Raw genomic sequence first — 11,970 nt, forward strand, 5'->3', positions numbered from 1 at the left:
CGGGCGCGGCGAAGCCGGGCGCGGCGAAGCCGGGCGCGGCGAAGCCGGGCGCGGCGAAGCCGGGCGCGGCGAAGCCGGGCGCGGCGAAGCCGGGCGCGGCGAAGCCGGGCGCGGCGGGTCGACGCCAGTGATTTCCGTTTGTCGGCGCACGGAGTAGAACGGGTGCCATGCCGAACATCACCGACGTCGTCACCACGCCCGATGGCACCTGCACCGTTCACCTGTTCACCCCCGCCGGCCCGGAGTCCCAAGGCCCGTGGCCCGGTGTGGTCATGTATCCCGACGCCGGCGGCGTGCGGGACACCTTCGAGCAGATGGCCGCCAAGCTGGCGGGATTCGGCTATGCCGTGCTGCTCCCGGACGTCTACTACCGCACCGCCGACTGGGCGCCGTTCGACATGGCGACCGTCTTCGGTGATCAAAAGGAACGCAGGCGCCTGTTTTCGATGATCGGCAGCATCACCCCGGACCGGATGGCCGCCGACGCCACCGCGTTCTTCGACTATCTGGCCGCTCGCCCCGAGGTGTCGGGCGAGCGATTCGGCGTGTGCGGCTACTGCATGGGCGGGCGGACATCGCTCATGGTGGCCGGCCGGGTGCCCGACCGGGTGGCCGCGGCGGCGTCCTTCCACGGCGGCGGTTTGGTGTCCGACACCGACGACAGCCCGCACTTGCTGGCCGACCGGATGAGCGCCACGGTGTACGTGGGTGGCGCGCGGAACGACGCGTCCTTCACCGCCGCTCACGCCGAACAGCTCGACAAGGCGCTGACTGCGGCCGGCGTCGAGCACACCATCGAATGGTATTCGGCAGGCCACGGATTCGCGGTCCCGGACAACGCGCCCTACGACCCCGCCGCGGCCGAACGGCATTGGAACGCCATGACGGAGGTGTTCGCCGGGGCGTTGCCGCGCTGAGGGGCCAGCAGTAGTTTCGCGGCGACCAGCGCCCCGGCGGCGCCGTGCAACATCAGGACGGCGGCAGGTCGACCAACTCGGCCAGCCGGGCGCGGTGACGGTACCCGGTGCCGAAGGCAAGCTGGTCGCTCTTCGCCCGCTTGAGGTACAGGTGCGCCGGATACTCCCAGGTCATACCGATGCCACCGTGCAGCTGTATGCATTCCTCGGCGGCATGCACGGCGACGTCGCCGCAGTAGGCCTGGGCGATGGCGGCCGCGGCGGCCGCGTCGTCACCCACCCGGGCGCACGTGTCGGCCGCATAGCGCGCCGCGGCCGCCGCCGCGCCGACCTCGAACCACAGGTCCGCCAACCGGTGCTTGATCGCCTGGTACGAGCCGATGGTGCGGCCGAACTGCCTGCGTTGCCCGGCGTAGTCCAGCGTGGTGTCGAAACACCATTGGGCGATTCCGAGTTGCTCGGACGCCAGCAGGGCCGCCGCGGTGAGGATGGCGTCGGCGACCGGACCTTCGCCCGCTCCGACCCGCGACGACGGTGTACCCGAAAACGACACGGCGGCAAGGGGTCTGGTCATATCCAGCGCGAGCAGCGGCGACACCTGCACGCCCGCCGCGGCGCGGTCGACGGTGTGCAGCTCGAGCCCGCGCGGACCGGCGGCCGGCACCACCAGCACATCGGCCTCGCCGGCGCCGGCCACGCCGGTGACCGATCCGCCGAGTCCGTCGGACCCGACACTCACGCCCGTGACCGGGTCGCCCGGCGCGGTGGTCAGGGGCACCACCAACGCCGCCGTCAGCTCGCCTTGGGCCAGCGCCGGCAGGGCCCGGGTGTCACCGGCGCGCACGAGCGCGACCGTGGCGAGGACCGCGCTGGACAGGAACGGCACCGGCGCGACCGCGCGGCCGATCTCCTCCATGACCACCGCCGCCTCGCGGGCGCCGGCGCCGGCGCCGCCGAGCGATTCGGGAACCAGCAGGCCGGCCAGCCCGAGTTCGGTGGCCAGCGTCCGCCAAACCCCCGAAAAGTCTTGGGGCTCCGCGTCATAGACGCGGGCCACCGATTCGGGCGGGCAACGCTCGGCGAACAATTGACGGACGCCGGCCCGCAACGCCTCTTCGGTGTCGGAGTACAGCAGATCCCCGGCCTGCACGCGCTGGGGGCTCATCGGGGCAAGTCCTTCCACGCGGCGTCCTTGTCGACGCGATGTTCACCCGGCAGACCGAGAATCCGCTCGGAGATGGTGTTGCGCAGGATTTCTGAAGTGCCGCCCTCGATCGAGTTGCCGCGTGCCCGCAGATAGCGGTATCCGGGCTCTCGACCGATCAGGTCGACCGTCTCGGGCCTGCGCATGGTCCAGTCGTCGTAATACAGCCCGGATTCGGCGTGCAGCTCGATCTCGAAGCCCGAAATCGCTTGCGCCAGCTTGGCAAACGCCACCTTCATGCCGGCACCTTCTGGGCCCGGCTGACCGGTGGCGGCCTGTTGCCGCAGCCGTTCACCGGCGAGCCGAAGGACCTCGGCCTCCACCCACAGCCGCATCAGCTGATCGTGCATGGCGGGATTGCGCAGCGCCGGCTCGTCGCGCCAGGCTTCGGTGACCTTGCCGATATGGCCGCCCTCCCGCGGAGCGCCGGCGCGGGAACCGATCGCGACCCGTTCGTTGTTCAGGGTGGTGGTCGCGACTCGCCAACCGCCGCCCTCCGGGCCGAGCCGATTCGCATCGGGCACCCGGACGTCGGTCAGGAACACCTCGTTGAACTCGGCCTCTCCGGTGATCTGGCGCAACGGCCGGATCTCGACGCCGGATTGCGTCATGTCGCACAGAAAGTAGGTCAGGCCGGCGTGTTTGGGCACGGTCGGATCGGTGCGGGCGACCAGGATGGCCATCTGCGCGTGCTGCGCCTGCGACGTCCACACCTTCTGCCCGTTGACAATCCACTGATCGCCGTCGCGGACCGCGCGGGTGGACACCCCGGCGAGGTCGGATCCGGCTCCCGGCTCGCTGAATAATTGACAGTAGATCTGCTCGCCGGTGAACAAGGGCCGCAGGAACTTTCGCTTCTGCTCGTCGGTGCCGAAGGCCGCGATGGTGGGCGCGGCCATGCCCATCCCGATGTAGTTCTTGGGGGTGCCGCCCACCGGTGCGCCGGCGGCGGCCAGTCGGGCGTCGACACGCTCCTGGGCGGTGCGCGGCAGATCCAGCCCGCCGAAACCCTGCGGCAAATGCACCCAGGCCAGGCCCGCATCGTATTGCGCACCAAGGAATTCCCGCTGGCCGCTGGTCGCGGGATCGTGCTCGTCTAACAGTGCCTGTACCCGCGCGTCCAGGTCGGCCGTATCGACGGCGTTCATTGGCCGCCGCCCGGCGCGGACCGGAATCCCTGTGCGGCGCCGAGCAGCAGACCACCGTCGATGACCATGGTTTCGCCGGTGATCCAGCTCGCCGCGTCGGAAACCAGGAAGGCGACCGCCGCCGCCACGTCGATCGGTTCGCCGATGCGTCCGAGCGCGATCGACGACGCCAGCGGATCCTCGTGGTCCTTCCACAGCGCCTCGGCCAGCCTGGTGCGCACCACGCCGGGGCAGATCGCGTTGACCCTGATACCCGGCGAAAGTTCCAGCGCGAGTTGCTTGGTGACGTGGATCAGCGCGGCCTTGGTGGCGTTGTACATGCCCATCGCCGGCGATTGGTGCATGCCTCCGATGGAGGCCGTGTTGACGATCGCCCCGCCGTGCTCGCCCATCCACGACTTGACGACGAGAGACGTCCACAGCAGCGGAGCCCACAGGTTGACATCGAAGATCTTGGTGAAGCGGGCGTGATCCTGGTCGATGAGCGGACCGTATGCGGGGTTGGTCCCGGCGTTGTTGACCAGGATGTCGACGCTGCCGAAGCGCTCCAGCGTCACGTCCACGCAGCGCCGGGCCGCGTCCTCGTCGACCGCATGCGCACCGACACCGAGGGCCTGCTTTCCGACCTGAGCGGCGGCCTCGTCGGCGGCCTCCTGCTTGCGTGCAGTGAGCACCACGTTGGCTCCGGCGGCCGCCAACTGCTGGGCGATCGACAGGCCGATTCCGCGTGACGCGCCGGTGATGATCGCGGTACGGCCGGTCAGATCTTGTGAGGTCATGTCGTTGGCCTTCCGTCGTTTGCCACCGAATCCTATTCGCGATGTTTTGGACATGTGTCGAGGTGGTATGCCACGCGCATGCTATCGAAATTGACACTCATGAAACCGCTGGTGGTTGCCGGGGCTGTCGCAGCGGCTATCGCCGCCGCGCCCGCGGCCGCCGCTGACGTCTTCGTCACCGGACCCGCCGCCAGCTCCCCCGCACCGACCCACGTCACCTTCAAGGAAGACCCGGGCGGTGGCGGCTGCGACGCCAACGGAAACTGCGGCTCGGGAGGCCAGTTCACCGGTCCCGGCGGCGGTCCGGGCGGCCAGGGCTGCATCCCGGGCGTGGGCTGCGGCTCCGGCGGCCAGAACGCCGGCCCCGGCGGCATACCGGGCGGCACCGGCTGCCTGCCCGGCGTCGGGTGCGGCTCCGGCCACGGATAAACGCTCGATCCGTCAGCCTCCCGAGAGCCTGGTGATCCAGGCCCGGGAGGCTGCCGGGTCGATGACGTCGTCCAGCTCGAACGTGGTGGCCGCGCGCAGCGCCTTGCCGTGCTCGTAAGCGGCGGCCACGAGCCGGTCGAAGAGGTTCTGCCGTTCCCCGGGATCATCGACAGCGGCCAGCTCCTTGCTGTAGCCAAGGCGCACGGCGCCTTCCAAACCCATACCGCCGATCTCCCCGGTCGGCCAGGCGATGGTGAATTGGGGCGCACGGAAGGAACCGCCGGCCATTGCCATCGCGCCGAGCCCGTACCCCTTGCGCAAGATGATCATTCCCAGCGGCACCGTCAACCGCGCACCGAGCACGAACATCCGGCCGAAGCGGCGAACCGCCGCCTGGATCTCCGCGTCGGGACCGACCATGAAGCCGGGGGTGTCGCAGAGCGAGATCACCGGCAGCCCGAACGATTCGCACAGGGCGAGGAAGTCGCCGGTCTTGTCGGCCGCCTCGGCATCGATCGCGCCACCGAGGTGGTGCGTGCTGTTCGCGATCAGCCCGTACGGCACGCCTTCGACGCGCACCAGCGCGGTAACGATGCCCACTCCGTAGTCTCCCCGCAGCTCGAGAACGGATCCGACGTCGACGATCGCCTCGATCGCCCGGTGTACGTCGTAGGCGCGTAATCTGTTCTGCGGCACCACATGCCGGGCGAGCCGGGAATCGGGTGCCTCCCACGCACCCAGGCCGCCCTGAAAGTACGACAGGTATTGCTTGGCCAGTGACACCGCGTGCGCCTCGTCGCGGGCGACCAGGCTGACCACGCCGTTGCGGCGCTGCACACCGATCGGCCCGATAGCCTCCGGTGGGTACACGCCCAGCCCGCCACCCTCGATCATCGCCGGCCCGCCCATCCCGATGTTGGCGTCCGGCGTTGCGATGATCACGTCGCAGACCCCGGCCAGCGCGGCATTGCCGGCAAAGCATCGGCCGGAGACGATCGACACCAGCGGCACTTCCCCGCGCAGCCCGGCCAGCATCCGGAAGGTCGGCACGTCCAGCCCGGCGACGCCACCGACGTCGGTGTCGCCCGGCCGGCCGCCTCCCCCCTCGGCGAACAGCACCACGGGCAGCCGCTTTCGCGCGGCCAGGTCGAGGGCGCGGTCGGTTTTGGCGTGGTTGCGCATGCCCTGCGTGCCGGCCAGCACGGTGTAGTCGTAGGACACCACGACGGCCTCGGCCGCGGCCCGGCCGAACCGGTCCGCGCCTATCGTGGCCAGGCCGGCGACCAGGCCGTCGGCCGGGGTGTTGACGATCAAGTCCTCTTCCGAGCGCCGGGTGCGCTGCGCCGCGATGGCCAACGCGCCGTATTCGACGAAGCTGCCGGGATCGACCAGATCGGCGATGTTCTCCCGGGCGGTCCGGCGTCCCCGCTGGTGCCGCTTGGCGACGGCGGCCTGACGGCCCTCGTCCAGGGTGAGCGCATGGCGCTGCGCGACCTCGTCGAGGTCGGCGCGCGGCCTGTCGAGATCCGGTGCGGTTGCTGATGATTCGCCATCCGAGCCCGCCTCGGTGCGGGAAAAGACCAACAGCGGATCCCCCGTCCCGACAACCTGTCCGGGTGTCACCAGAACCCGGACGGTCCGCAGCGCGCCCGGAGCGACGAGCACATGTTGCATCTTCATCGCTTCCAGGACGACCAGCTGGCTTCCCGCGGCGTACTCGGCCCCTTCGGGCGCCACCTCGACCACCGTGCCGGCCAGCTGCGCGCGCAGCGCGTCCTCGCCGGGATAGAGCTCGACCGCCGCCACCTGGGGATCGCGCTGGGGCGACGACGCGGCGGCCGCGAGTTCGGGAAGGTTTTCGTCGAGGAAACCGGTATTCACCCAACCGGATTGGATCCGGTCGTCGCGCAGCAGTTCGCGCAGGAATCCGATGTTCGTGTGAATGCCCTCGATACCGAACTCCGACAGCGCGGTGCCCGCTTTCCGCACCGCGGCCTGCCACGACGTCCCGTGCACGTGAACGATGACCTTGGCCAGCAGCGAGTCGTACTGTGGGCCCACGACGAGCCCCGGCCGGCCATACGTGTCGACGCGCACTCCCGGGCCGCTCGGAGGGGAGAACACCGTGAGTGTGCCCGCCGACGGCAGCACGGAGAAATCGGGCCCGAACGTCTCCATGTTGACCCTGAGCTGAATTGCGGTACCGCGCGCAGCGGCCGGCTCACCGATGACTTCGGCGCCGTCGGAAGCGATTCCCGGCGCCAGCCCCAGTTGGTAGAAGGACGCGCCGCCGGCGATCGCCAGCTGGACGGCCACCAGGTCGACGCCGGTGGTTTCCTCGGTGACGGTGTGCTCCACCTGGATTCGCGGGTTGACTTCGAGGAATACGAAATCCTCGCCGGTGACCAGGAATTCCACGGTGGCCAGCCCGCACAGGCCCACGCGCGCGCACAGCCGTGCCGCCGCCCGGTGCAGCGCGCGGCGTAGATCGTCCGAAAGCCCTTGGGCGGGAGCTATTTCAACCAGTTTCTGGTAGCGGCGCTGGATGCTGCAGTCGCGATCACCGACCGCCAGCGCATGCGTGTGGTGTTCGGCCGGCGCGGAGACGACCTGCACCTCGATGTGGCGGGCGCCGGTGAGCAGCGCCTCGGCGAACAGCGCCGGATCACCGAAACCCAGCCGCGCTTCGGCGGCACAGCGCTGGTAGGCCTCGTCGATCTGATCGGCGCCGTGCACCTTGCGCATTCCCCGCCCGCCGCCGCCGGCGAGGGCCTTGAGCATGATGCCGCCCTGCTGCGCGGCGAAGAATGCGTGGATGTCCTCGACGCCGCTCGGCCCCTCCGTCGCGGGCAGCACCGGCACCCCGGCGGCCATCGCGGCGGCGCGCGCCGAGGTCTTGTTGCCGAGCAACTCCAGCACCCCGGCGTCGGGGCCCACGAAGGTGTACCCACCGGCCGCGCAGGCGTTGGCGAATTCGGCGTTCTCGCTGAGGAATCCGTAACCAGGGTGGATCAGGTCCGCGCCGGAGCTCTTCGCCACCGCCAGCACGGCGGGCTGGTCCAGGTAGGCCTGCGGGCCGCTGCCGGGGAGCCCGATCGCTTCGTCGGCCGCGTGCACGTGCGGGCTCTGCGCATCGTCGTCGGCGTAGACCGCGATCGTTCGCATACCCAGTTCGATTGCGGTGCGGATGATTCGAAGTGCGATCTCGCCGCGGTTGGCGACCAACAGGCTCGCGCTCATCGCAGCGGCTCCCCCCACCGCACCTGTTCGCGGAGCCTGGCCTTGAGCAGCTTGCCACCGGCATTGCGCGGCAGCGCACTTTCGACCACCGTGACGTATTGCGGCACTTTGAAGTCGGCCAGCTGACCGCGGCAGTGGTCGAGTACGGCCCGCACGTCGATCTCGTCGTCACCGCCGAACAGCACCGCCCCCACCTTCTCCCCCATGACGTCGTCGGCAACCCCGAGCACGCAGGCATCCGCGACATGGGGCGCCGCCAGCAGCACGGCCTCGACCTCGACGCTGGAGACGTTCTCGCCCCCGCGGTTGATGATGTCCTTGAGCCGGTCGATGATGTGCACCCGGCCCGCGTCGTCGACCCGCACCACGTCGCCGGTGTGCAGCCAGCCGCCCGCAATGGTCGTAGCGGTGGCCTCCGGTCGGTTCCAGTAGCCGGCCGTGACGTTGGCGCCCCGGGTAACCAGCTCTCCCACGCCGGGTTCATCCCCGAACGGGATCACCCCGAGGTCGACCGATGGGACCGCGTAGCCGACGGAGTCGGCGTGCTCGATGGCGTCGCGGTCGGGCAGCACCGTCATCAGCGACGCCGTCTCCGTCATGCCGTAGCCGTTGAACACGGTGGCGTGGCCGAACGCGTTCTTCACCGACCGCACCAGCGACGGGGCGATCGGGGCCCCGCCGTAGCCCACCCACCGAACCCCGGAGACGTCGACCCCGGCAAAACCGTTGTGCCGCAACAGTAAGGAGTAGATCGCCGGAACGGTCACCATGACCGACACCCGCTCGGCGCTCAACGCGGCGATCAACGCGTCGAGGCTCAGCGCGGGCATGATCACCGACGCTCCCCCGACCCGGGCGGCAGCCAAAAGCTGTGAATTGCAACCCGTCACATGGAACAGCGGAACCGAGATGAGCGTTCGCATGCCCTCACCCAGGTCCCGCGGCTGTTGCAGACAGCGGATCGCGTTCTCGGTGTTGGTCAGGAACGCCTCGTGCGTGGTGGGCACCCCTTTCGGGTGGCCGGTGGTGCCCGAGGTGTAGAACAGGGCGGCCGTGTCGGTGCGGCCGAGTTGCTCGGCCACATACGGCGGCCCGTCGGGCAGCGCAGAATCCGGCGCCAGATCGACCTGCGCACCGGAGTCGGACAGGACGAACTCGACCTCCGGTTGCGCGGATCGCGTATTGACCGCCACCGCAATGCCACCGGCCATCACCGTGCCCCAGAACGCCAGCACCCAGTCGATCCCCGCGGGGTAGCGCAGCGCGACGCGGTCGCCCTGTTTCACGCCGGCCGCGCGCAGCCCGCCGGCGACTCGCGCCGCGCGGTCCCAGAGCTGCCGGTACGTCAGCCGGTCGCCACCCAGCTCGACCACGGCCTCGCTGTCCGGACGGGCGTCGACGTGTTCGGCGAGCATGTCCAGCAGGGTGGCGGGCAGCTCGTCGTATCGCGGAATGCCGTCGCGGCCGCGGGACACGCCGGTCATCGCGAACGGATTGCGGTCGCGCGCGATTTCGATCACTGGAGGCATGCCCGGTCCTCACTCTCCGGTGTCCTATCGTGATAACGGTGACAATCGAGGATTCCGCCATCATGCCCGAGGCGTTTTTCACTGTGGACGGCGACTCCTATGTTCCGGGCGTGATGGCGCAGGGGCCGTGGGGCGCGGCCATGGGCGGTCAGATCGTCGGGGGCCTGTTGGGTTGGGGCATAGAACAATCCGGTATCGAACCGGGGCTGCAGCCCGCCCGGTTCACCGTCGACCTGTTGCGCCCGGCCCTGATGGAGCCGGTACGGATTCGGACGTCGATCCAGCGGGAGGGCCGGCGCCTCAAGCTGGTCGACGGCGAGCTGGTGCAAAGGGGCACGGTTGTCGCGCGGGCCAGCGCGCTGTTCCTGCGTCGCGGCGATCATCCGGACGGTCAGGTGTGGTCCACCCGGGTTGAGATGCCGCCGCTTCCGACGTCGTCGGACGGGTTCCCGGCGGACATGCCGTTCCTCATCTGGGGGTACGGGGCGACCCGCGCCGGTAGCCCCGGTATCGCGGCCGGCGAGTGGGAGCAGGCTGACTCCCAGAAGTTCGCGTGGGCCAGGCTCTTTCGGCCGATGGTCGAGGGCCATCCGCTCACCCCGTTCACCCGCCTGGCGTTCGCCGGCGACATCACCAGTTCGCTCACCCATTGGGGCACCGGCGGATTGCGCTATATCAACGCCGACTACACCGTCACCGCGAGCCGATTGCCCGACGGCGAATTCCTCGGGCTGGCCGCCCAGAGCCACTACAGCGCGGACGGGGTAGCCACCGGCGCGGCCACCCTGTTCGACCGGCACGGCCCGATCGGCACCAGTTCGGCGCTGGCCCTGGCCCAACCGGCCGACGCGTTCAAGCCGCCCTACACGTAGGCAGCGTCACTCCATCAACTGGGCCGCGACCGTCGCCCCGAGCTCCCAGCATGCCTGCAGTTGCTCCTTGCTGGGCTTGCCCGAAACCACCACCGTCTCAGCGACTTTGGACCAACCCAGTCCGGTTGTGATGGTGTCGACCGCGCGCTCGGCGCCCTCGGTGCCCTCGTTGCCGTGCAGGTACAGCCCGAAGGGTCGCCCGCGAGTGGAGTCGAGCAGCTGGTAGTAGGAGCAGTCGAACGCGTGCTTGAGGGCGCCCGAGATGTAGCCGAGGTTGGCCGGGGAGCCCAGCAGATAGCCGTCGGCGTCCAGCATCTCGGCGGGCGAGACCGTCAGCGCCGGCCGGCGCAGCACCTCCACACCCTCGATCTCGGGGTCGGTCGCGCCGGACACCACCGCCTCGAACATCTCGTGCGTGTGGGGCGACGGCGTGTGGTGCACGATCAGCAGCGTCTTGCTCATTGGTGGCCCTGCAGGTTGACAGCCGTCTTCATGGCTTCACGCGCGCGGCGGCGATCCCCCGCATAGTCGTAGGCGCGAGCCAGCCGGTACCAGCGCCGCCAGTCGTCGGGGTGGTCCTCCACTTCGGTGCGCACCGAGGCGAACAGCGTGTCGGCCGCGTCCCGCCGGATGCGGCCCGAAGGCCGGCGCGGCAGTGTGCCGGTGTCCAGTTCCATTCCGTCGTCGGCGATCAGGCGCGCGAGCCTCTGGTGCGCGAACCCGGCCCGCAGGGTCGCGAGCATCGCCCACAGGCCGATGACGGGCATGATCAACACCGCCAGCCCGAGACCGACGGCCGCGGCCCGGCCGGAGGCGATCATCGCTACGGCCAGGTGGCCCAGCAGCGCGAAGTACACCAACAACGCGACGCACAGGAAGGCGACCAGCAATTGGGTGCGCAGCGCTTTGGTCATCACAAATTGAGCAGGGGCTCGAGGCCCACCGTCAGGCCGGGGCGTTCCTTGATGCGCCGCACCGCCAGCAGCACGCCGGGCACGAACGAGGTCCGGTCCAGGCTGTCGTGGCGGATGCTCAGCGTCTCTCCCTCGGTGCCGAACAGGATCTCCTGGTGAGCGACCAGTCCGGCCAGGCGCACCGAGTGCACCGGGATTCCGTCGACGTCGGCGCCACGCGCACCCGGCAGGCCGGTACTGGTGGCATCGGGGTTGGGCGGCAAGCCTTTTCGGGACTCGGCGATCAGTTTGGCGGTGCGCGTCGCGGTGCCCGACGGGGCGTCAGCCTTGTGCGGGTGATGCAGCTCGATCACCTCGGCCGAGTCGAAGAAGGGCGCCGCCTGCTTGGCGAAGTGCATCGACAGCACCGCCCCGATCGCGAAATTCGGCGCGATCAGCACCGACGTTTTCGGGTTCTCGGCGAGCCACGCCTCGACCTGCTGCAGCCGCTCGGCGGTGAAGCCGGTGGTCCCGACGACGGCGTGAATTCCGTTGCCGATGAGGAACTCCAGGTTGCCCATCACCACGTCGGGGTGGGTGAAGTCGATGACCGCCTCGGTGTCGCCGTCGGTCAGCAGGCTCAGCGAGTCACCGGCGTCCACCTCGGCGGAGAGCGTCAGATCCTCGGCGGCCTGCACGGCGGCCACCATCGTCGATCCGACTTTTCCCTTGGCTCCCAGCACCCCTACCCGCATGGCCTTCACCCTAGACCGGGGCGGTTTGTCCACAGTTCGCGGTTTATCCACAGCGGCGGGCATTGTCCATTTCCCCCGGCGGCCTGTGATGTCTCAGGACATGGGTGACAGTTCTGTATCAGGACATCGGTGACGGTTTGTGTGTCAGGACTTCGGTGACGGTTTCCCGGGGTTGGGGCGTTGGCCGCGGGGTCTTCCGTTGCC

General features: G+C 69.6%; 12 protein-coding genes. 3 read left to right on the plus strand and 9 right to left on the minus strand.

All coding sequences use genetic code 11. The annotated features are described in order from the left end of the window. Positions 1-221: pentapeptide repeat-containing protein (locus EPN51_RS10110; RefSeq protein WP_366509421.1), on the minus strand; the 221-nt coding region annotated here is incomplete at its 3' end. Here EPN51_RS10110 and EPN51_RS10115 point away from each other — a divergent pair. Beyond that, positions 168-917, plus strand: coding sequence for a dienelactone hydrolase family protein (locus EPN51_RS10115; RefSeq protein ID WP_293041450.1), 750 nt, complete (start codon positions 168-170; stop codon positions 915-917). The genes EPN51_RS10110 and EPN51_RS10115 overlap by 54 nt on opposite strands. A 52-nt stretch (positions 918-969) precedes the next feature. Here EPN51_RS10115 and EPN51_RS10120 read toward each other — a convergent pair whose 3' ends face one another. The 3 genes from EPN51_RS10120 to EPN51_RS10130 are packed head-to-tail and all read right to left on the minus strand — an operon-like array spanning position 970 to position 4,048. Next, complete coding sequence (locus tag EPN51_RS10120) at positions 970-2,067, minus strand: acyl-CoA dehydrogenase family protein (RefSeq protein WP_293041479.1); 1,098 nt, start codon at positions 2,065-2,067, stop codon at positions 970-972. A gap of 11 nt (positions 2,068-2,078) precedes the next feature. Next, complete coding sequence (locus EPN51_RS10125; protein WP_293041452.1) at positions 2,079-3,269, minus strand: acyl-CoA dehydrogenase family protein; 1,191 nt, start codon at positions 3,267-3,269, stop codon at positions 2,079-2,081. After that, entirely contained in the window at positions 3,266-4,048 is a 783-nt protein-coding gene (locus EPN51_RS10130; RefSeq protein ID WP_293041455.1) for an SDR family oxidoreductase, read from the minus strand. Before EPN51_RS10130 ends, EPN51_RS10125 begins: the two co-directional genes overlap by 4 nt. A 99-nt stretch (positions 4,049-4,147) precedes the next feature. Here EPN51_RS10130 and EPN51_RS10135 point away from each other — a divergent pair, with 99 nt between their 5' ends. Beyond that, a complete protein-coding gene (locus EPN51_RS10135; protein ID WP_293041458.1) occupies positions 4,148-4,477 on the plus strand; it encodes a PE-PGRS family protein in 330 nt (109 codons plus the stop codon). A gap of 12 nt (positions 4,478-4,489) precedes the next feature. Here EPN51_RS10135 and EPN51_RS10140 read toward each other — a convergent pair whose 3' ends face one another. Both EPN51_RS10140 and EPN51_RS10145 read right to left on the minus strand, forming a co-directional pair. Next, positions 4,490-7,717 carry a carboxyl transferase domain-containing protein gene (locus EPN51_RS10140; protein WP_293041461.1) on the minus strand — a complete coding sequence of 1,076 codons (3,228 nt, stop codon included), beginning with the start codon at positions 7,715-7,717 and terminating at the stop codon, positions 4,490-4,492. Beyond that, on the minus strand, positions 7,714-9,246 hold the full coding sequence (locus EPN51_RS10145) for a class I adenylate-forming enzyme family protein (protein WP_293041464.1): 1,533 nt from the start codon (positions 9,244-9,246) through the stop codon (positions 7,714-7,716). Before EPN51_RS10145 ends, EPN51_RS10140 begins: the two co-directional genes overlap by 4 nt. Positions 9,247-9,284: 38 nt before the next feature. Here EPN51_RS10145 and EPN51_RS10150 point away from each other — a divergent pair, with 38 nt between their 5' ends. Then, positions 9,285-10,118, plus strand: a complete 834-nt coding sequence (locus EPN51_RS10150; protein WP_293041467.1) for a thioesterase family protein — start codon at positions 9,285-9,287, stop codon at positions 10,116-10,118. Between the two features lie 6 nt (positions 10,119-10,124). Here the strand turns inward: EPN51_RS10150 and EPN51_RS10155 are convergent, their stop codons facing one another. The 3 genes from EPN51_RS10155 to dapB are packed head-to-tail and all read right to left on the minus strand — an operon-like array spanning position 10,125 to position 11,766. Further along, a complete protein-coding gene (locus EPN51_RS10155) occupies positions 10,125-10,580 on the minus strand; it encodes a flavodoxin family protein (RefSeq protein WP_293041470.1) in 456 nt (151 codons plus the stop codon). Further along, entirely contained in the window at positions 10,577-11,032 is a 456-nt protein-coding gene (locus EPN51_RS10160; RefSeq protein WP_293041473.1) for a hypothetical protein, read from the minus strand. Before EPN51_RS10160 ends, EPN51_RS10155 begins: the two co-directional genes overlap by 4 nt. Continuing rightward, a complete protein-coding gene (gene dapB / locus EPN51_RS10165) occupies positions 11,032-11,766 on the minus strand; it encodes a 4-hydroxy-tetrahydrodipicolinate reductase (protein WP_293041476.1) in 735 nt (244 codons plus the stop codon). The genes EPN51_RS10160 and dapB overlap by 1 nt, the downstream gene beginning before the upstream one ends. Between the last annotated feature and the right edge of the window lie 204 nt (positions 11,767-11,970).

The organism is Mycobacterium sp. (assembly GCF_004298145.1).
In the GTDB taxonomy this organism is placed as follows: domain Bacteria; phylum Actinomycetota; class Actinomycetes; order Mycobacteriales; family Mycobacteriaceae; genus Mycobacterium.